The sequence below is a fragment of the Halobacillus karajensis genome (assembly GCF_900108515.1).
Taxonomy (GTDB): Bacteria; Bacillota; Bacilli; order Bacillales; family Halobacillaceae; genus Halobacillus; species Halobacillus karajensis.
Map to the genome: position 1 here is coordinate 1 of NZ_FNWW01000011.1, position 19,963 is coordinate 19,963.

19 protein-coding genes and 1 rRNA gene are annotated in these 19,963 nt (G+C 41.6%); 12 read left to right on the forward strand and 8 right to left on the reverse strand.

Annotated elements, in window-relative coordinates; genetic code table 11:
- Positions 1-19: 19 nt before the first annotated feature.
- The 3 genes from rrf to BLW54_RS17315 all read left to right on the forward strand — a co-directional run bounded on the left by rrf (position 20) and on the right by BLW54_RS17315 (position 2,432).
- Positions 20-133 (forward strand): 5S ribosomal RNA (rrf, locus tag BLW54_RS17305).
- Between the two features lie 173 nt (positions 134-306).
- Positions 307-1,215, forward strand: a complete 909-nt coding sequence (locus BLW54_RS17310) for a DMT family transporter (protein ID WP_035511325.1) — start codon at positions 307-309, stop codon at positions 1,213-1,215.
- A 65-nt stretch (positions 1,216-1,280) separates the two neighbouring features.
- A complete protein-coding gene (locus tag BLW54_RS17315) occupies positions 1,281-2,432 on the forward strand; it encodes an AI-2E family transporter (RefSeq protein WP_051744256.1) in 1,152 nt (383 codons plus the stop codon).
- A gap of 43 nt (positions 2,433-2,475) precedes the next feature.
- Here BLW54_RS17315 and BLW54_RS17320 read toward each other — a convergent pair whose 3' ends face one another.
- The gene (locus tag BLW54_RS17320; RefSeq protein ID WP_035511320.1) at positions 2,476-3,030 is read right to left on the reverse strand and encodes a cysteine dioxygenase; all 555 of its coding nucleotides are present in this window, start codon (positions 3,028-3,030) and stop codon (positions 2,476-2,478) included.
- Between the two features lie 248 nt (positions 3,031-3,278).
- Positions 3,279-4,271: a YeiH family protein gene (locus BLW54_RS17325; protein ID WP_035511318.1), complete on the reverse strand. Its 993-nt coding sequence runs from the start codon at positions 4,269-4,271 to the stop codon at positions 3,279-3,281.
- A gap of 114 nt (positions 4,272-4,385) precedes the next feature.
- On the opposite strand from BLW54_RS17325, the gene BLW54_RS17330 reads away from it, so the two are divergent.
- Positions 4,386-5,285, forward strand: coding sequence for a LysR substrate-binding domain-containing protein (locus tag BLW54_RS17330; protein WP_035511315.1), 900 nt, complete (start codon positions 4,386-4,388; stop codon positions 5,283-5,285).
- Positions 5,286-5,716: 431 nt separating this feature from the next.
- Here the strand turns inward: BLW54_RS17330 and BLW54_RS17335 are convergent, their stop codons facing one another.
- Positions 5,717-6,922, reverse strand: coding sequence for an MFS transporter (locus BLW54_RS17335; RefSeq protein WP_074736077.1), 1,206 nt, complete (start codon positions 6,920-6,922; stop codon positions 5,717-5,719).
- Positions 6,923-7,024: 102 nt separating this feature from the next.
- Between BLW54_RS17335 and BLW54_RS17340 the strand changes: the two genes are divergently transcribed.
- The 3 genes from BLW54_RS17340 (at position 7,025) to BLW54_RS17350 (ending at position 10,342) form a co-directional block, all read left to right on the forward strand.
- On the forward strand, positions 7,025-7,873 hold the full coding sequence (locus tag BLW54_RS17340; RefSeq protein ID WP_035511313.1) for a LysR family transcriptional regulator: 849 nt from the start codon (positions 7,025-7,027) through the stop codon (positions 7,871-7,873).
- Positions 7,874-8,009: 136 nt separating this feature from the next.
- Positions 8,010-8,795 carry a YtvA family blue-light photoreceptor gene (gene ytvA / locus BLW54_RS17345; RefSeq protein ID WP_074736105.1) on the forward strand — a complete coding sequence of 262 codons (786 nt, stop codon included), beginning with the start codon at positions 8,010-8,012 and terminating at the stop codon, positions 8,793-8,795.
- A gap of 392 nt (positions 8,796-9,187) precedes the next feature.
- Positions 9,188-10,342, forward strand: coding sequence for an acyl-CoA dehydrogenase family protein (locus BLW54_RS17350; protein ID WP_316245396.1), 1,155 nt, complete (start codon positions 9,188-9,190; stop codon positions 10,340-10,342).
- Positions 10,343-10,410: 68 nt separating this feature from the next.
- Here BLW54_RS17350 and BLW54_RS17355 read toward each other — a convergent pair whose 3' ends face one another.
- Together BLW54_RS17355 and BLW54_RS17360 are read right to left on the reverse strand one after the other, a co-directional pair.
- Entirely contained in the window at positions 10,411-10,935 is a 525-nt protein-coding gene (locus BLW54_RS17355) for a type 1 glutamine amidotransferase domain-containing protein (RefSeq protein ID WP_035511309.1), read from the reverse strand.
- Between the two features lie 47 nt (positions 10,936-10,982).
- Positions 10,983-11,366 (reverse strand): DoxX family protein, encoded by a 384-nt coding sequence (locus BLW54_RS17360; RefSeq protein ID WP_035511307.1) that lies wholly within the window; start codon positions 11,364-11,366, stop codon positions 10,983-10,985.
- A gap of 329 nt (positions 11,367-11,695) precedes the next feature.
- On the opposite strand from BLW54_RS17360, the gene BLW54_RS17365 reads away from it, so the two are divergent.
- On the forward strand, positions 11,696-12,598 hold the full coding sequence (locus BLW54_RS17365; protein ID WP_035511305.1) for a DUF1002 domain-containing protein: 903 nt from the start codon (positions 11,696-11,698) through the stop codon (positions 12,596-12,598).
- A gap of 65 nt (positions 12,599-12,663) precedes the next feature.
- Here BLW54_RS17365 and BLW54_RS17370 read toward each other — a convergent pair whose 3' ends face one another.
- Positions 12,664-13,242: an SCO family protein gene (locus tag BLW54_RS17370; protein ID WP_035511303.1), complete on the reverse strand. Its 579-nt coding sequence runs from the start codon at positions 13,240-13,242 to the stop codon at positions 12,664-12,666.
- A 153-nt stretch (positions 13,243-13,395) separates the two neighbouring features.
- On the opposite strand from BLW54_RS17370, the gene BLW54_RS17375 reads away from it, so the two are divergent.
- Entirely contained in the window at positions 13,396-14,160 is a 765-nt protein-coding gene (locus tag BLW54_RS17375) for an alpha/beta fold hydrolase (protein WP_074736079.1), read from the forward strand.
- A gap of 44 nt (positions 14,161-14,204) precedes the next feature.
- On the opposite strand, the gene BLW54_RS17380 is transcribed toward BLW54_RS17375, so the two are convergent.
- Positions 14,205-15,650 (reverse strand): hypothetical protein, encoded by a 1,446-nt coding sequence (locus tag BLW54_RS17380; RefSeq protein ID WP_035511299.1) that lies wholly within the window; start codon positions 15,648-15,650, stop codon positions 14,205-14,207.
- Positions 15,651-15,783: 133 nt separating this feature from the next.
- Positions 15,784-15,954, reverse strand: coding sequence for a hypothetical protein (locus BLW54_RS20800; RefSeq protein ID WP_155997006.1), 171 nt, complete (start codon positions 15,952-15,954; stop codon positions 15,784-15,786).
- A gap of 227 nt (positions 15,955-16,181) precedes the next feature.
- On the opposite strand from BLW54_RS20800, the gene BLW54_RS17385 reads away from it, so the two are divergent.
- The 3 genes from BLW54_RS17385 to BLW54_RS17395 all read left to right on the forward strand — a co-directional run bounded on the left by BLW54_RS17385 (position 16,182) and on the right by BLW54_RS17395 (position 19,723).
- A complete protein-coding gene (locus tag BLW54_RS17385; protein WP_081867106.1) occupies positions 16,182-16,790 on the forward strand; it encodes an NUDIX hydrolase in 609 nt (202 codons plus the stop codon).
- Positions 16,791-16,849: 59 nt separating this feature from the next.
- Complete coding sequence (locus tag BLW54_RS17390) at positions 16,850-17,998, forward strand: trans-sulfuration enzyme family protein (RefSeq protein ID WP_035511293.1); 1,149 nt, start codon at positions 16,850-16,852, stop codon at positions 17,996-17,998.
- Between the two features lie 486 nt (positions 17,999-18,484).
- On the forward strand, positions 18,485-19,723 hold the full coding sequence (locus BLW54_RS17395) for a dicarboxylate/amino acid:cation symporter (protein WP_074736081.1): 1,239 nt from the start codon (positions 18,485-18,487) through the stop codon (positions 19,721-19,723).
- The last annotated feature ends 240 nt before the right edge of the window (positions 19,724-19,963 follow it).

Here is a 19,963-nt window from a genome sequence, read left to right on the forward strand (position 1 = left end):
ACCTCAAACTTTATATTGATGTGGTGGTGAAGGCGAAGAGGTCACACCTGTTCCCATGCCGAACACAGCAGTTAAGCTCTTCAGCGCCGATGGTAGTCGGGTTTACCCCCGTGAGAGTAGGACGCCGCCATGTCATTCAACAACCCTTCAGGAAAGAATCCTGAAGGGTTGTTTTTTTATTATTTAAGAATACCTAAATTCATGGACAAGTCACTTGCCCTTTTCTCTATTGTAGGGAGGAGAGCCTTCTGGTAAAGTATAGGAATATTGAAAAATTAGGAAGATACATAAGGGAGACAGCTAACCATGAAATTATATGCCTCACTTCTAACATTAAGTCTTATTTGGGGACTATCTTTTGTTTTTATAGAAACCTTGATTGGAACAGCAGGAGTATGGGGGACTGTTTTTTTTAGGTGTTTCGCTGGTGTTTTGATTTTATTACCCTTAGTTATTTATAAGTGGATGAATCATCAACTTCCTTCCTCTATCCCCTGGAAGGTATTATTAGTTGTAGGGGTGTTCAATGCAGGGGTTCCCTGGGGAATGATTGCCCTTAGTCAGACAGTTGTAACAAGTAATATGGCCGCTGTCCTTAATGCATTGACACCCATCATGACGGGGTTAATTGGTTTTCTTGTTTTTTCTGTAAGGTTAAATCTACAGCAATGGGGTGGAATAGTACTGGGGTTTGGCGGGATTATTATTTTAACAGGCTTTGATTTTAAAACCATTTTATCAGAGAATTTTATAGGGATTGGTACAATGATCCTGGCTACATCTTGTTATGGATTTGTCTCTCATTTTACGAGAAAGCATTTGCGGGGATTTGATGTCATTCTACTCACTACAGTGGCCTTACTTGTTGGAGCAGGGGTTGGACTCTTTGGAGTTGTCCTTACACAGCCGACAATGTTCAATTCTGTTCCTGTGGATATGCCATTCATACTAAGCGTAGTAGGTTTAGGGTGTGTTGGCTCAGGGATTGCTCATCTACTTTTCTATTATATGATTGACAAAGGTGGCGCAGAATTTGCAAGTATGGTCACCTATCTGGTCCCTGTGTCGGCTCTTTTCTGGGGGCATTTCCTTCTTGGGGAAGCTGTGACAAGTCATCTTATCATTGGTTTAGCTGTTATTTTTACTGGCGTGTTTTTATCCACAAGAAAAAGAAGACCTAAGCCTGCCCCTTCTGTTGATGAAAGGGTTTGTTAAGTGTAGTTTTCATGAGTGTGATAGAATACGAATATAGATTAAAGATCAGTTGAGGAGATATGTCTATGAGCCGTTGGGATTCTACACCGGTTATCCGCTTCTTTGGCGGCCGAAAACTTTTGTATTTATTGGGGGTTGTGTTACTGGTAGGATTAAATATTCTCGTCTTTTCAAGTGTCGGGTTTATCTTTAATCCACTGTTAATTTTTATTAAAACGATTGCTTTGCCTCTTATTCTTTCCGTGGTGGTCTATTATTTATTGCGTCCGATTATTAATCTGTTAGAAGCATGGCGCATTAAAAGAATTTGGGGCATACTTATAACCCTTCTTGCTTTGGTAGGGATTATTACGCTGCTTGTTGTGCTTATTATTCCTTTTTTGGAAAAGCAATTGATTAGTTTGTCGGAAGAACTTCCTCGTTATTTACGCGATATGATTAAAGGAACAGATGAATGGTTAAGAAATTCCATTTTTTCTGTATACTATACGAACCTCTTTCAGGATGTAGACGGGATGTTAAATCAAATTCCTGATTATATTTCCTCCTATGCATCCGAAACAGTAGAGGGGATTACGAGCATTATTTCTACAGTGACTAGTGTAGTCGTGGCAATTGTAACACTGCCCTTTATCCTTTTCTATTTATTGAAGGATGGTTACCGTTTGCCCGCTTTCGTCATTCGTCTATTTCCTCCGAAGTTTCGACCAGAAATATCCAGTGTATTTAAGGGGATTGATCATCAGTTATCGGCTTATATCCAGGGGCAGATTATTGTCAGTTTCTGTATTGGTGTAATGATGTACATCGGTTTTTTGATTATAGGACTGGACTACGCATTGCTGCTTGCGGCAATCGCGAGTGTAACGAGTGTGGTTCCATACTTAGGACCTATTATTGCCATTACCCCGGCACTGATTATTTCAATTGTCACCTCCCCGTTTATGGTCGTAAAGCTTGTGATTGTTTGGACTATAGTGCAGCTGCTGGAAGGTAAATTCATTTCGCCTCAGATTATGGGAAAAAGCCTGCATATTCATCCTGTGACGATTATTTTTGTCTTATTGACCGCTGGGCACTTATTCGGCGTTATCGGAATCATTTTAGCCATTCCAGGTTACGCCATCCTTAAGGTGATTGTTTCGCATATGTATTTCTGGTTCCAGAGACGATACAATAGATTTGTTGAGGAAGAAGACCAGTACAAGATGGAATAAAAAGAGGAGGTGGGGGGACCCACTTCCTCTTTTTATTAGACATTTACTTTTTCAATTGGATATCTTTCAATCTCTGTCGTTGTTCTTCTGGCCACCAGGCTCCACAGTCGCTGGAGACCACACAAGCAGCACAAGCCTTAAGGTCAAAAACACGCATACCTCGAATCGGTGGGGAGTAGAGATGGAGGGTTACAAGAGGTGGATCTCCTTCCCGTCCCATTTTGTGTATGCCATGTTTCGGAGCAAAAAAGAGGCTTCCATTTTCCTTATATTCGGTGAATAAGGGAAGGGGGATGGATTCTCCTTGTGCCTGGTAGACCGTTTGCTTTGTCGTTCCATTCATAACCTGAATCCAACCGGAGGATTGTCCATGGTCATGGGGAGAGCATTCAATTTCCGCCCAATTCATGACAATCATCTCTACCTTGTCATCTGCATAAATCATTTGTCTGTAATACGGTTTACCCTCAGGGGTCTTTAAATATGACTGAAGTTCTTCTATAGAAATATTTAACCTTAATAAGGTGTGTTTTAATCCTTCTGGTGAATAGTCTTCAAGTCTTTGAAATGCTTTCTGGACCCGTGTTTCCAATGACATGAGGAAGCCTCCTAATATGTTTTATACAAAAATATTCTCTGAACCTTAAAGAAATGACTGGATGACATAGTTTGAACGTATGTGTTAGAAGTTTTGTTCAATATAGGTGGGAAAACATAGGTGTGGGGGGAATTCCATTTTATCGTAACAAAGGAGCAGGGGATTTCTATATTTTCGACGAATGTTCTTTAGATTAGACAAAGGTTTCTAATGAGCAGAAAAAAACACCCAGGAAATCCTGGGCATTATTAAACGATCCAATAAGTGAGCACGGAGAGCAGCACCGATGTAACAATTAACAAGAGCATTGGTTTTAAAGCCCGTTGTCTAATATCGCGCAAGCTCACACTCAATCCAAGTCCCACCATGGCCATTGTTAAAATAAACGAGGTGAGTGTTGACACTCCTTCCATGACCCTTTCTGGAATAGTAATGAATGTTCCATCAACAAAACTGCCAAACAAGCTCATGATTACAAACCCGACTAGGAACCACGGAAATGGAATCGACGCTCCCCTTTTTTCGGCTCCTTTCCTTTTCATGAGCCAAATGAGAAGAAGGCTGAATGGGACGAGTAAAAAGACACGGCTGAGTTTAGCGAGGAAGGCCATCCCGAGACCCGCGTCACCTGCAGGTTCTCCTGCAAGTGCAACATTAGCTACTTCATGCAAACTGATACCTGCCCACATGCCATATATTTCTGCGTCCATGGGCAGAAAAGGACGTATAACGGTATAGCCGATCGCAAACAAGGTTCCGATAACGGATATGATCCCCGCGCTAATCGCCGTATCTTTTTCTTTCGCTTTTAAAATTGGTGTAACGGCAGCAATGGCGGAGGCTCCACAAATGCCTGTGCCAATACCAAGCAATGTCATCATGGAACGATCAGCATCAAAGATTTTAGCTAAAAAGATCATAAGACCGATGGTAAAAACGATGACGGCTGTTCCTTTTAATAAAAGGGGCAATCCCTCGTTAAGAATGAGATTAATATTTAACTTTAAGCCGAACAATATAATGGCAAGACGCAATAACTGTTTCGCCGAAAATCGGATGCCTGTACGGATGCTCTCCGGATATCCGAAGAAATGACGATACATAACAGCAAGCAGAATCGCGACGGCAAGTGGTCCGATCTGGCTCATTAATGGAAGCATGGCCAGGAGAAACCCTATGCCTGCAATGACTGCGGTAAAACAGATCCCTTTCAAGAGAGACGAATAAGATTTGTATTTCATAGGTGATGTCCCCCTTTTTTATCACTTCTCTAATATTACGCTTCTGGTAGCGATTCGTAAAATAAAACTTTATAATGTTAATAATAGAAAAAATTAATGATTGGACGGTTTAGTATGGATATGGAAGCATTAAAAACTTATATTACTGCTATTGATGAGAAAAGTTTTACAAAAGCATCGGAGGTTTTAAATTTATCTCAGCCTACTGTCAGTGCTCACATAAAGAATTTAGAACGGTTTTTTCAAACGACGTTGATTGACCGATCACCTAAACATTTCCAAGTAACGCCAACAGGAGAGTTTGTTTATCGAAGAGCAAGGCAGGTGCTTGGGTTATTGGAAAAGGCTCACCAAGAAGTGAAGCAGTATCACGAAGAGGTGGGGGGAAGTATTTATATTGGTGCCAGTTACACGGTTGGAGAGTATATCATTCCCTCTCTTTTAAAGAAGTTTGATGAAAAGTACCCCGCTATTGATTTACAGGTGAGAATCGCTAATTCAGAAAGAATCAATCGTGAGGTACAACAACATGAGTTGGACTTAGGGCTTGTCGAAGGGAAAGTGACAGAACAGGGACTCCGTTCGTTTCCGTTTATGGAAGATGAAATGGTTATTATCGTGCCGAGGGAGCATCCATTGAGACATGGGGATGGAATTACTTTCGATCGTTTGCAGGATCACACATGGATTACCAGAGAGGGTGGATCAGGGACAAGAGCAATGCTTGACTCTATGCTTGTATCATCCAATATTCGCCCTCGCAAGATGATCACAATTGGTAGCAATCATGGAGTCGTTCAAGGAGTAAAAGAAGGACTTGGGATTTCATTTATTTCTAAAACGGTTGTCGAACATACAGATGCGGAAGATTTAATTATGCAGCTCCCTTATATTCGTGCGACTGCGCGTTATTTTTCAATTGTTACACCTATCAACGAAGAAGAAATCACGGAGAATGTCCGGGTATTCATCGAGCATGTGAGGGGTCTATACAAATTGTCACAAAATCATTGAACTCATGTAGAGTTAGCTCTGTTATGATGGAAGGGAGAGACAGGTTTGGTTTGGAAGATGGAATACTTACAAAAAAAGCTTCGAGGAAGACTAATAAAAAAAGGTGTTAAATTTTAAAATCGTGCATAAATCATTGGACCTCTGGGTATCGTCCTTTATAAAAAGTTGAAACGTTTTTGCCCCTTTGGTCGTAATGAAGGGGAATGTGTTTCTGTGCCAAATCTTATTTCAAATACTGAGGTGAAAAAATGAAGAGACTAGACCAGGTTGTCGATTATTTGAAGACGCTGGGAGTTAAGGTCGAAAAGGTTTACCGAACACCGAAGGAAGAGACGAGATAAGCAGAGTTGAATAACATCATTTGAGGTATGCTCCTACGTTAAAGAAGCATACCTTTTTGCTTGTTTTGGAGAAAGGATAGAATTCCATGGTTACGCAGCAGTGATCGCTTTTTTGAAGGCGGGGTGCCTTGATTGGACATACGCCCATAAGACTCCTCCGGTTACTGGAATAAGTAACAAAAGGAAAACAGTAGAAGCTCCATAATTAGATGCTGTTACTCCAAACATCGGGCCAGTAAGGGCAACGGACGTTTGATTACATAGCATTCGTAAACTTGATATCCGCCCGTGAAAGCGGCGTTCTGTCGCCATCTGCTGGACAGATTGCAAAAGGGCACGGATAAACGAAGTTCCAATACCGATTAACAAAAATCCAAAAAAGGCGAAAGGGACGAACGAAGTGAAGGAGACAATCGCGAGACCTGCTGCAGTTAATAGAAGTGAGGTAATCCCGATGCGGTGCTGGCATTTAGCCCACCACCATGTTCCGAGTAATCCAGCAATAATCCCGCCTATGGAAAAGGTGCTGTCGAGCAATCCATATATAATGGAAGGTTGCTTTAAATGGGCACTTGTATAGACGCTTAAAAAACCGAGCGTTGTATGGAAGGTCAGCTGTCCAAGCATAAGCATTACAAAAAGCCCATAAAGCATACGGTTATGATGAACATACCTAAACCCTTCTTTCATTTCATGCCAGAAGGAAGATATTTCCTCTTTTTCCTCCCTTGGAACGGGAATGTAATGGAGGAGATGAATCGTAAGGACGGCGCCCAAGTACAAGAGTATAACGACAAAGAGGGAGAGTTCTATGGCCATAAATCCTGCTAGTATCCCGCCAAGGGCGGCTCCTGAGAGACTTCCGGCAACCGTTGAGGATCCAGACCATGAAAAGATGCGTGGCAGCGATTCTTGAGGGAAAACCTCAGCAACCAGGGCCTGTAGGGAAGGGCGGAATAAGGATCCGGCTGTTTGTAGAGCCATGTGGGCTGCAATCATTCCCCAAGGGTGCACCCAACCAAGTAAGAATGCCCCCGTTAATATACTTAAACAGATAACACTTCCTATACCGGCTATACCAGCCAGACGTTTTCGATTGCTTCGGTCTACCAGAACTCCGAATATTAAATTAGAAAATAGACCCGGGATAAATCCGAAGCTGACGAACAACCCAGTATATAAAGGGTCATGCGTCCATTGATAGAGGAACCATGTAATAAGGACGAAATACATCGCTCTCCCACATTCATATAAGAAATATCCACTCATCAACTTCCTAATGTTTGCCCGGTTCATGTTATCCCTCCTCTTGTTATGTTTATCGTACTCCTTTTTTAGGGGGGTGGATAATATGGCATTATAATTAAAAGTGATAAAAAATGGTTATAGGGGGATTCTATGAAAATAGAAGATTATCAACTGCTGCTTGATTTAAATAAGTGTGGGACGATACGTAAGACCGCTGTACATGTCCTCATTTCACAACCTGCCCTGACCCAGCGGTTAAAGTTTATGGAGGAGCATTTGGGAGGTCAGATCTTTCTGCGTACATCGAAACGATTAATTCCGACGTCCTTCGGAGAGATCGTCCTTGCCCATGCGGAAGAGGTTCTAAAGAAAGAGAGTGAATTAGGAGACAAATTAGCAAAAGTAGAAGGGAAGATTACAGGCACATTGTCGATAGGAGCGTCTTCTTTATACAGCCAGCATTTCCTGCCAGGTTTGTTGCAATCTTTTACTAAGGAATATCCAGATGTAACCATCGATCTTGTAACAGGGGTGAGTGAAGAAGTTCGGCAATCAGCTGCTTTCTATCATATTTCAATCGTCAGAGGGGAGCCGATTAAAGGATATGAATCCCTTCACCTCCTAAGTGACCCTCTTTTTCTTTTTGATTCCATTCCATTTGGGGAAAAAGAGCGACCACTCATAGAGTTTAAAAGTGACACAGGCTTTCAAAAGCTGATGGAACAATGGATGTTGCGTGATTCATCCATCTTGGTCAAACGTTCAATCAAAGTGGATCATTTTGAAACGGCAAAGCAGATGATGAAGCGAGGTTTAGGAATGACGGTTTTACCAGGCAGCATCATCTCTGAAGAAAAAAACCATTTTGCTTGGATGCCTCTCGAGACTGAAGGGAGAGCGATTGTCCGTGAAACGTGGGCTTGTGTGAAATCAGAAGTGAAGGCATTGCCACAGGTCGAGGCATTCCTGGGTCATATAAAAAATGAGGTGGGGGTATAAATTCACTGTACTGTTAGGTCAGTATTCGTCTATCGTGGGAGGGGGTTCTTGCTTGCAAGATGCCAAGGATTCATTTTATTATTATAGTAATTCATTCCAACCCTGAAGGGAATGTTCCAACGTGACGGAAGAGCTCATGTTTGCTAGGCTAGAAGAAATTCAACAAAATGAATTTATAAAAGCGGCTATCGACCATGTCGGTGCAGGCGTGGTGATTACGGATCCGGAGCAGGATGATAACCCGTTAATTTACTGCAATCAAGGCTTTGAAGAGTTGACTGGGTACAAGGCGGAGGAGGTTCTTGGTCGTAACTGTCGTCTTTTGCAAGGAGAGGAAACCGATCCAAAGCATGTAGATCATGTTCGTGAGGGGCTTGCCAACCGTAAGCCAGTGAAAGTGGAAATGAAAAACTATCGCAAAGATGGGACAGTTTTTTGGAATGAACTACATATTTTTCCGGTTTATATTGCTCAAATGGACCAGACTTACTTTGTAGGAGTCCAAAAGGATGTATCGCAGCGCCGTGAGCAGGAAGAACTGCTTGGCCATTATTTATCAGAGGTCAAACGGCTATCTACACCAATTGTTCCTGTCCAGCATAATATCTCTGTTCTCCCTCTTGTCGGGACGATTGATGATGAAAGGCTCCAGCAGATGCTTGAAGCGGTCAGCTATCATGTCAAAGAGAAGAAAGAAGAGTATTTAATTCTGGATATGTCCGCTGTTCATTCATACAATGAAGAGGTCCATATGGGCGTTTACCAAATGAACCAATTGTTAGATCTTATGGGAACGAAGCTGGTTATTACAGGAATTAAACCGACTTTTGCTATTCAAAGTGCTCCTTATGCGGATTTTAGTGAATTGTCGTTGCAGACGTACGCTACCGTAAAGCAGGCACTTCAGGTTTTACGTACATAAAATGATAAAAGAAACGATATAACTTGATTAGTTATATCGTTTTTTAGTCTTCTTCAATCCTCAATTTCATCGGGGCACTGTTCTTTATTTATGGTGTTTCCGAAAAAAATAGTCATCTAAAAAATGATAAAGCTGATAATTGTTCAGTTGGCACTAGATACGAGTTGGAGCAATTAATGATGCTCTTCGACATTTCCCGGGAAATGTCGCAAGGAAATTCCCTTTTATAAATCTAAAAGAGTTCTTTCCATACGATACCGTCATTTGTTTATACATCATTTTTTTTAGGGCATAACGTATTTGGTAAGGGAATGATAAAACAAGCGTAGCATTGGCTTCATCCCGAGCTGTCAGGTATGATTTGAATATAAAAGGAATCGGGAGTGGTAGACGTGTGGAAAGGCTTGATTAAGACGAATAGGCAAAAAGAGTTTTTCAAAAAAGCAGAGCGTATTGCAGAGGAAGCTTGTAAACATTTAACAAAAACAGACAGGGAAGCGTCTTTTTCCTATGAAACACTCAAGGTCATCAAGGATGTAAAGTACCCATCAATGTCTTTAGCGAAATCAGAAGGTGGAGAGGGACTGTCTTTATATGAATTACTCCTCATGCAGGAGAAAATTGCAGAAGGTGATGGAGCAGCTGCCTTGTCTATCGGGTGGCATATGGGGATTATGATGGAGCTTTCTCAAGAGCAATTATGGGATAAAGCAGCGTATGATCGGCTAGTCAAACAAGTAGTGACAGATCAGAAGGTTGTGAATAGGGCGGCCACAGAACCGGCCACTGGAAGTCCGACACGTGGGGGGGTGCCAGAAACGAAAGCCGTGAAGCAAGGGGATCAGTATAGATTGAATGGGAGGAAATCTTTTACATCAATGGCTGAACACCTAGATTTTTATATTGTTTCCGCTTATGTAGAGGACAAGGATACGGTTGGTTGGTTTTTAATTGACCGTCATCAGGCTGGACTTTCAATCGATAAAACATGGGATACACTCGGAATGCGTGGGACAGCGAGTGATGACCTTGTGATGAATGACGTAAAGGTTAATGAAGGAGACCTTGTTGAACTGAAAAGTGAAGGCAAACCCAACGCGAAAGGGTGGCTGCTTCATATTCCTGCTTGTTATTTGGGGATTGCAGTGGCTGCAAGGAATGATGCGATTGCATTCGCGAAGGATTTTCAGCCGAATAGTCTGAATACGCCCATTGCAGAAGTCGCACATATCCAGGATAAGATTGGTGAGATGGAATGGAAACTCATGCAAGCTCATTCTTTTCTTTATTCAACAGCCAAAAAGTGGGATGAGGAGCCTGAACAGCGTGGTCTGATGGGGTCAGAACTGGCAGCCGTCAAGCTTGCGGTGACAAATACGGCCAATGAAGTGGTTGATCTTGCTATGAGAATTGCGGGAGGACGTGGGCTGTCGAAAAAATACCCGTTTGAAAAATATTATCGCGATGTCCGTGCGGGTCTTCATAACCCTCCGATGGACGATGCAGTCATTGCCATGCTTGCTAAACAAGCCATTTCTAAAGATTAAGGATTAAAAGATGCTCAGAGCTGTCCATTAAGCTCTGAGCATCTTTTGTGTTGAAGAAAGGTATTATATTAATGGTCTGCAAGTAGATCCACGAAAGCTTTCGCATATGGTGGTAAATCAGGCGGGCGGCGAGCAGATACAATGTGAGCGTCTTGAACAACTGCCTCATCAAACCATTTTCCCCCGGCATTTATCATGTCATCTTTGATTCCGGGTGTACTTGTGACTTTACGTCCTTGCAAAATGTCCGCGGAAATAAGCACCCAGCCCGCATGACAAATTTGCCCGATCGGTTTCTGATTTTCATCCATATGACGTACGATTTTAATTACTTTTTCATAACGGCGCAGTTTGTCCGGGGACCATCCACCTGGTACGAGGACACCATCGTAATCGGCAGGATTTATATCCTCAAAGGCAAAATCAGACGTTGCAGGAACGCCGTATTTTCCTGGGTATTCAACACCGGCCTCTTCACCTACAAGGTGAACAGTTGCTCCTTCTTCTTGTAAACGCAGGAGTGGATACCAGAGTTCGAGGTCTTCGAAATCTTTACTGACGAGTTGAATGATCTTCTTTCCTTCTAATCGCATAGTCAACCTCCTTGTCCTTTTCATATCCCCATTCTAGCAGACGATTACTACTGTTTCGAATCTTTGGAAGCGATAATTACCCACCACATCAATAAAGGCTGGAATAGAATACGAATCCAAAGTACGATTTGAGTCGTTTCTTCGCTCCAGGGAGCAGGAATGCCGTAAATAGCTGCGTAAAAATTGGCCGGCCATACAACGAATAGGAATGAAGCCGTTGCAAATCCAGCCGCTCTGCGTGTTTGTGGGAAAACGAGCAGAAGGGAAAGGAGCCATTCTGTGATTCCTGTGACATAAATGATGATTAATTTAAAAGGCACCCAGGAAGGGAGCATCCTGGCGTAACCATGATCATACATGAAATGGGTCGCGCCTGCATAAAATAGGGCCGTTGCAAATACATAAAGGGCGATGTGTCGAAGAACTCGCATAATAGACCATCCTTTCTATTGGTTATTCAAATTTTCAGGTTGATTCATTTATAGTAAATCAAGCGAATACTTAAAGGAGATTGCCTTCCCCTATGGGACATAAAAAAGTCAATCTCTTATGAATAAATGGGGTGGGAATGAACTGAGCTTTTTGCTATCCTATAAAAAGCTTTCAGGTATGAAACTTTTCCTTGTACATCAACGTCTATTAGGGTAACCCGGATAGTTTTGCTTCCTTTATAAAAATTGGGATCATGTCAGGTATCATCGATGAGCAGTGCCGGAAAGTGAAATAAAGAATTCTACTATGCTTATAAGGGGTCGAGAAAATGAAAACAAGTGTCAGTTTATGGATGTTAATCATTGTTTTGTTTACAGCCTTTGCTCTACCATCAAGTATTTCTGCTTCGACAGGGGATCAGGGAATCAATGAAAAATTAGGCCTGCCGATCGTTGTATATGGTGAAGCTCTGTCTGAGTCACAAAAATCGGATGTGATAGAACTGCTGGAAGTCGATCAACATGATCAGGTCGACGAGTTCACAGTGAATGGTCAAGATCTTGCCAATTATATCGGAGGAAATCCGAATTCGAATATGTACTCATCTGTCAAAATCATTCACCAGGATAACGGTGCAGGGTTGAATATTGATATTGTAACACCAGATAACATAACACAGGTAACCAAAGAAATGTATACAAATGCATTGTTGACAGCAGGGGTGGAAAATGCGGATGTTCTCGTAGCATCATCAGTCAAAGTAAGTGGCCATTCCGCTCTTACAGGTATTTATAAGGCTTATGATGCAAAGGGAGTAAAGCTTGACGAAGAACGGATGAAAGTGGCGAGTGACGAGCTTGATATTGCAACAGACATTGCGGAAGAGGAAGGAATGGACCGTGATAAAATCAGTGAGTTACTGACAGAGATTAAGAAGGAAATTGCTGAACAGGATCCTGCGACACGGGAAGAAATAGAACAAATCGTTCAAGATCAACTCCAATCTCTCAATATCGAATTAAGTGAGGAGGATCGTCAGCGTTTGATTGATCTGTTTGAGCAAATGCGCAGTTTGAACATCAATTTTGATCACGTCCGAAACCAATTGGAAGACCTGACAGGAAACATCCAAGACCTGGTCAATGACGAAGGTTTTTGGAATAATTTACGGACTACGATTCGGGATTTTTTCAAATCATTAAGTGACTTCATACGTTCTCTTTTTAATTAAATAAGGCTTCAATTAAATAAAACCACCCCCAATCCTCTATATTTAGAGGATTGGGGGTGGTTTTTTTAGTCAGCTAGTGTCTTTGTATCTTCAATTATTTGATCGAATGGCACTTCTATATTGCCCCTATATTTCTTTTTTACGAGGCCGTCTTTGCCAATTAAATAAAAAGACGTACCGTGGTCGACTTGATCGTTTCCTTCTGTTTTAACCGCTATGGTTTGAAAGCTTTCCTGAGCAAAGGTCTTGATATCTTCCTGACTGTATTCTGTAACGAATGTCCAATTGCTGAAATCGGCACCATACTGTTTACCGAATTCTTTCAAGACATCTGGGTGATCAACGGTAGGATCTACACTAAATGATACGATTTCTGCATCAATGCCTTTTTCTTTCAGCTGTTCCTGCACCTTGACCATATTTCGTGTCATAGGAGGACAGACCGTATTACAGTTGGTAAAGATAAAATTCGCCAACCAGACTTTTCCCTCCATGTCATCGGTGGAAAAATTCCTCCCTGATTGTGTTGTCCCCTCAAAGGATTGGACTTCCCAATCTAATGTATTTTCAAGCTCCTTCGATCCGCAGGCAGCCAATAAAATGACTAGGCTTATGAATCCGATCAGTATAAGAAATCGCTTCATGGTGTTGCTCCTTCCTGACATCTGTGTACAGGTCTAGTTTACGCGTGCATAAAAGGAAGGTCAATTGAACATGGAGTTATTCATTAAATAGACATAAATTTTCCGGCTCAGGGGAAGCTAAGAATCCATGACTATTGGTTAGGGGATGACATCATGCCTTATTACACAGAGAAATCCGGGAAACAGCTATTCTATGAGGATCGTGGGAATGGCGAAGCGATTGTTTTTATCCATCCGCCTGGGATGGGGAGGAAAGTATTTAAAATGCAGCATTCACTAGCGAGGGAATGCCGTCTTATATTCCCAGACCTAAGTGGAAATGGTGATTCAGACTTGATTACACACGCTCCAGATGTATCTATGTATTCTCGGGAGATTCTACAATTACTTGACCATCTCCATCTTGAAAAAGTAGTAATCACTGGGTACTCATGTGGGGGGATGGTTGCTCAGGAGTTTGCTCTCACTTACCCTGAGCGAACCAAAGCAATCGTGCTAGCTGGGGGTTTCCCGAAAGTGGCAACTGGAGGGCTTCGTTTCGAATTCTTAGGAGGAATGTACTGGGTAGACAAAAGTCCGGAAACTTTAGCTAAGTTACTGAGCCATTCACATTTCAAAAGTGCCGAGATTAAACGTGAACTGAATGAGCATATGGCTAAATCTGATCCTGCATCATGGTACACGTATTATAATCGAGCATTATCCTTTGACTGTAGTAAACGGCTGCACCAATTAACGATGCCTTTGCTGCTTATTTATGGAAATAAAGAGTTCTGGATCAATGAACATGCCAAGTATTACCGTGTTTGTCCGAATGCAAAAATGGTAATCATCGATCATGCTTTTCATCAGACACCGGCTACACACTATGATCATTTCAACGAGGCGCTGATTCAGTTTATTCACGAGGCGATATAAAATGAGGCGGGGGTTAAACCTCCGCCTGCGTTTTCTTTAATATCCTAGTGTGGTTGGTGTAGAGTGAAAGTGTGATCCAGTTCTTTTGAAAAGGTCATTTTTTTTACGGTAATGGTAAGTTCTTCTGCATTACTAAAGGAATGGGTTTGAAAGTTAATAAGACCAGACTCGTCATGACCCCAAATCTCTCCATCTATGGATTGGCCCTCATTACTGATTACTTCTACATATTTCTTGCGCTTATCAGGAAGCGTATCCAAGGGAGCGATTTGAGATCCGACTAATTTTTGAGGCTGATTTTCCTTGTGTGGGTCGTATCTAAGGCGCAGGTTCATTTGATTTCTGTTGTGTAAATCGATGCCTTCCAGGATAATATCTGTATCGTAAAATTCAGCGATTTTTTTATCCATATTCTTAGAAATGTTACGATTCCTTTCAAATTGAGTCATATCAATCTTGAAGGAGTAGGGATGATCACCCTGAAGATAGATGGATGAAAGTTCCATTTCCACCTCACCAGAGACATCGCCCACTGGAGGAAACCAGGATTCATAAACGTTATCCTCGTTTGTTTGGTTTAAGAAAAGAGAAACGGGGTGACGATCTCCATTTTCAGTTTTGAGTAAAGCCTGAAGAGATGGCCCGACTTCCTTTTCGCCTGCATCAATTCTCATCTTCACCTGACTAGAGGCGACACCAGTTTTCATTTCCATTGGTCCAATCGTAATATTGTCATCTGTGTATACTTTCTCTTTTGTAAAAGTGTTAAGGGTGTGACCTTCTAAGTCATGAACATAACGGACGATCATGGAGTCTGTTTCAACCGTTTGATTATGGATACGGATGAGGAAGGAGGTCAAAAACTCTTCGTCATAGTCTTTTACTTTCCCAGCCTGGATGTTCTCCCCCCAATCCTCTGTAATAGGGGGCAGTTGGATGAAGCTATATAATCGATTTTCAAAAACGACCGTTTCGCGAGGATGCAGTTCTTTGGAGTGATTCTGATAGGATTGTTTGTTGTTTCCTTCTTGATTTTCAATGCGGACACCTTCAACTGAAGGATATTGGACAGGATAATTGCTATGATCATCGTTCGTCTCATCTTTGGTAAGAGCAGAAAGATCGATACTGTATAGGAGATGAATCGTATTTCCACTGTGCCATACCTCATTGATCTGCATTCTTCCTTCTTTATCAGGTATGGAGGTTGACTCTTGCGGGAAAACGGTTAATCCCTCTTCTCTTGCTAATTCAAGCCCCATGATATGTTCTTCGTAATACTGATTAATCTCTTCGTACGTTTTCACTTCATTCCATTGGACAGGGAAATCCTCAAGGTCCACTGGTTTCGCTTTTCTCATCGGTTTAGAGTCCTTATTCATTACTAGTTTATCTTCGCTGCTGTCGGTAAAAAAATAGGTTCCTACTGCAAAAATAATAAGAGAAGCGGCAATTAATATCCATTTACTTTTGTTGGCGCCTTTCTTCATACCTCATGACCCTTTCTGCAACTTTTAGAAGTTGTTGTAAAAAATGTAGGGATGCACCATTTATAATAACAGAGTTTTCAAGCGTAAAGGAGAGGACAAAGAAAAAAAGTGACCTCAAGTTGAGATCACTTCGTCAATCTTCGTCATCAGCATAATGATGATAAAGTGCTTCACTTTCTGAATGGACTTCAGCATTATCGGTTTGGTGAGAAAACGCCTGATTGTAATGGAGCTTGCGGTTGAAAACTTGGGCCATTTCATTGGTCTGTTTCACATTCCCACGTCTGGGTTTACGTTTTTTCATAAAAAACGCCCTCCTTTGCTGATATTTTTCCTCATGGAAAAGGAATTAAACTTTAGTTCTAATTTTCTGATTTCACGGAGTTCTGTTGGACTTTTGAGGTTGTTTGTGTTTACATTATTGCCATCTTTCATCACGTTGGGAGGTAGTGTTGTTCTGTTATGGATAGTGATTAGATCATTTTTCAGATAATACAGGTTCATCATTCAAGTTTGGAAGGTGTAAGGAGGATGAATACATTGGCAGAAATGTTGACTATTTTTAATGAGAATGGGCTGCCCGCGGGAGTGAAAGATAGGGAAGATGTACACAGGGACGGAGACTGGCATGAAACTTTCCATTGTTGGATGATTTCTTTGGAAGAAAAAGAGATTGTTCTCTTTCTTCAACAAAGGTCTGAAAATAAAAGGGACTTTCCAAGTTTATACGATATTACGGCAGCAGGGCATATAGAAGCAGGGGAAGACGTAATAGAAGCGGGAGTACGTGAGATTAAAGAAGAGGTTGGCCTAACTGTTCATCCTGCAGAATTAATCCATGCAGGTAATTATAAGGAAGAACTAAAGCAAGGTGTTTTCATCGATCGCGAAATCTGCCGTGTATATCTATATTTATATGAGGGGTCTGCAAATTTTCAGCTGGGGGAAGAAGTTGAAGATCTCATCCGTGTTTCCCTCGATGATATGGAAAGTCTTGTAGAAATGAATACCCCGATTACAGGATGCTCGGTCGTAAACGGTATAGAAAAAGAGGTGAAAAGTGAGGAATTTGTCCCTCATGAAATGGAATACGGACGTTTTCTTATTCGAGCTGTGCATGAACATGTCACAAAACTTTGACAATATTCAGTCGTCTTCTATATAATTTTTGATTAAGTTACAAGAGAGGAGACGAAAAGATGACAAACCCATCATTTGATACAAAAATTGTTCATCATAAGGCGGATCAGAGCCTTGTACCTAATAGTAAAACGACACCGATTTACCAGACATCAGCCTTTACCTTCAAGGATTTAGATCATTTAGAAAGTTATTATGAAGGAAACAGCCCTTATTTATATACTCGTGAACGAAACCCGAACACAGATGAACTTGCCGGCACCGTGGCAGAGCTTGAAGAGGCGCCTGCTGGTGTAGCTACATCTTCCGGAATGTCGGCCATTCTAGCTGGTATCCTTGCTGTTGCTGAACCAGGGGATCATATCGTTGCTGCAGAAGACGTTTATGGGGGATCCCATAAGTTGATTACGAAAGAGCTGCCTTCATTCGGAATTGATGTGACAATGGTTTCATTCTCTGACTTAAAAACAGTAGAAGACGCGGTAACAGAGAAGACAAAACTGCTTTATACGGAATCGATTTCAAACCCATTCTTGCGTGTGGAGGATTTGAAAGAGCTTGTTTCCATAGCTTACAGGAAGGGTGTAAAAACGATGGTAGATAACACCTTCGCTACACCATACCTTCTGCGGCCGTATAGTGATGGAGTCGACCTTGTCGTACACAGCGGTACCAAATATATTGGCGGTCATAGTGATGTCACTTGCGGGATACTTGTCGGCAATGAAGAATTAATTAAGGCAGCTCAACAAAAGGTCGTCACTTTAGGAGCTAACCTCAGTCCATTTGAAGCTTGGCTTACTCAACGAGGCGCCAAAACGCTGGGACTACGGATGAAGCAACAATCATATAATGCCCATCAAGTAGCTAAAGCCCTTCGTAACCATAAGTTAGTCCAGAACGTGTATTATCCGGAGTATGTATCGGAACGGGGCCATGGTGCCATTGTCACCATAGAGCTCGATGGAACAGTGGATATCGAAAAATTTTTCCAATCACTTGGTTGGATTAAAATTGCTCCGACACTTGCAGGTGTGGAGACGACATTGTCTTATCCTGTACGTACTTCCCATAGGGCTTTATCAGACTCAGAACGAGAGAAAATCGGAATTAACGATTATGTCATTCGTTTATCCATAGGTATTGAGCACCATGAAGATATCATTCATCAACTCATATCGACGATAGAGTCTTCCGTGAGAGTTTGATTCTCTTATATTTTCACCCATATATTTCTTAATAAAGAACGACCGTTTTAAACTCGGTCGTTTTTTTATGCAGCCAACTAAAAATATATGCAACTATAAGAAAAAACCCATGAATTTGTAATAAATTCTAAACATTCTCATAATCTATAAATAACTATTAATCTCGCGGTTTCAATGGCCATTGAAAGTTGTACAACACCGCCTGAAGAATAGTTTTATTAGAAACTACCAGCAACTTCTATTCAAAATTCACTCATCCTGTGATATAATTTATAAAGCACGAATTCATCCGCGCTGGTTGCAACCATTCTAAAAAGAGTCTGAAACCTAATCACATCAAGGCTCAAAGGTACCGAACCCCATAATGATTGTAAGTCTTTTTTTAATGTTTTTGGCGTGTGTGGGATTACGTCACTTCTGAAATTTTTCACTTTTTAAAACAAAATAACTAGTAAGCGTTTTCATAATGTTGTAGGAGGTTGCGTCATGAAACTAACAACCAAGATTTTCATAGGTTTGATTCTTGGTGCCGTAGTGGGCTTAGCTTTGCACATGGCAGCACCAGATCTGTTTAGTACGTTAGATGCTTATGTATTCAGTCCATTGGGAACTGTATTCTTAAATCTTATTAAAATGCTCGTTGTACCAATCGTATTCTTCTCTATTACGTTGGGTACAGCCTCTCTTGGGGATCCAAAAAAGTTAGGCCGTATCGGTGGTAAGACAATTGGATTTTTCCTTGTAACCACAACTATCGCTATTTCGATTGCTATTTCTCTAGCTTATCTCTTTCAGCCGGGGAATATTAACATTGACCCTTCAGGTGCAGAATATGAAGCTCAGGAAGCACCCGGTGTCGTAGAAACATTTACGAATATTATCCCGACCAACCCTATCCAATCGATGGTGGAAGGGAATATGCTTCAAATCATCGCCTTTGCCATTTTTATTGGTTTTGCTTTAGCGATGCTAGGTAAGAAGACAGAAGGTATTTATAAACTTGTTGAACAAGGAAATGAAATTATGATGTTCCTTGTAAACCTGATCATGCGCTTCGCTCCATATGGTGCGTTCGGACTCCTTGCTTCTGCTATCGGTACGATGGGTATCGACGGCATGAAAGGGATGGCCATGTACATGGTTGTTGTCATCCTTGGGTTAATCGTCCACGGGGTTGTAACCTATGGATCTGCGGTTGCCTTCCTAGGAAAAATGAATCCTGTTAAGTTTGTTAAAGGTTTCTTCCCTGCGATGACGGTTGGATTTAGTACATCCAGTAGTAGTTCAACATTACCGATTTCCATGAAAGCTGCTCAGGAAAATTTAAAGGTACCAAAGCCTGTAAGTAGTTTCGTCCAGCCTTTAGGTGCCACCATTAATATGGATGGAACAGCGATCATGCAAGGTGTGGCGACGGTTTTCATTGCGCAGGTATACGGTTCCGACCTTTCCTTTTCGGCATTAATTATGGTCGTGCTGACAGCTGTACTGGCTAGTATTGGTACAGCAGGTGTACCGGGTGTGGGTTTAATCATGCTTGCCATGGTACTCAACCAAGTATCTCTGCCAGTCGAAGGTATTGCTTTGATTATTGGTATTGATCGACTGCTTGATATGCTGCGTACATCCTTGAATATTACAGGTGATGCTGCATGTGCGGTGGTTGTCGCCGAATCTGAAAGAAAATATGGCATTGAAGAAGATGCAAAGCATATGGAAGCTTAAACCATTTGAGAAGAAAGTGCAACCATTTCAGGTTGTGCTTTCTTTTTGTTTATAAAGAAAATTCCCTATTAGTGGAAAAATAAACGTGTTATTACGGAGCTGCTTCGAGAGGGCGGCTTTTCTATTGTCTAGGAAGTTACCAAATATACAGATGGCTAACCTCTTATTAGGTGGACAAAGCGTCTGCTTGCTTTTGGTACTTTTAGGTGAGAGTGATGAGAAGATATGGACAGGTTAACG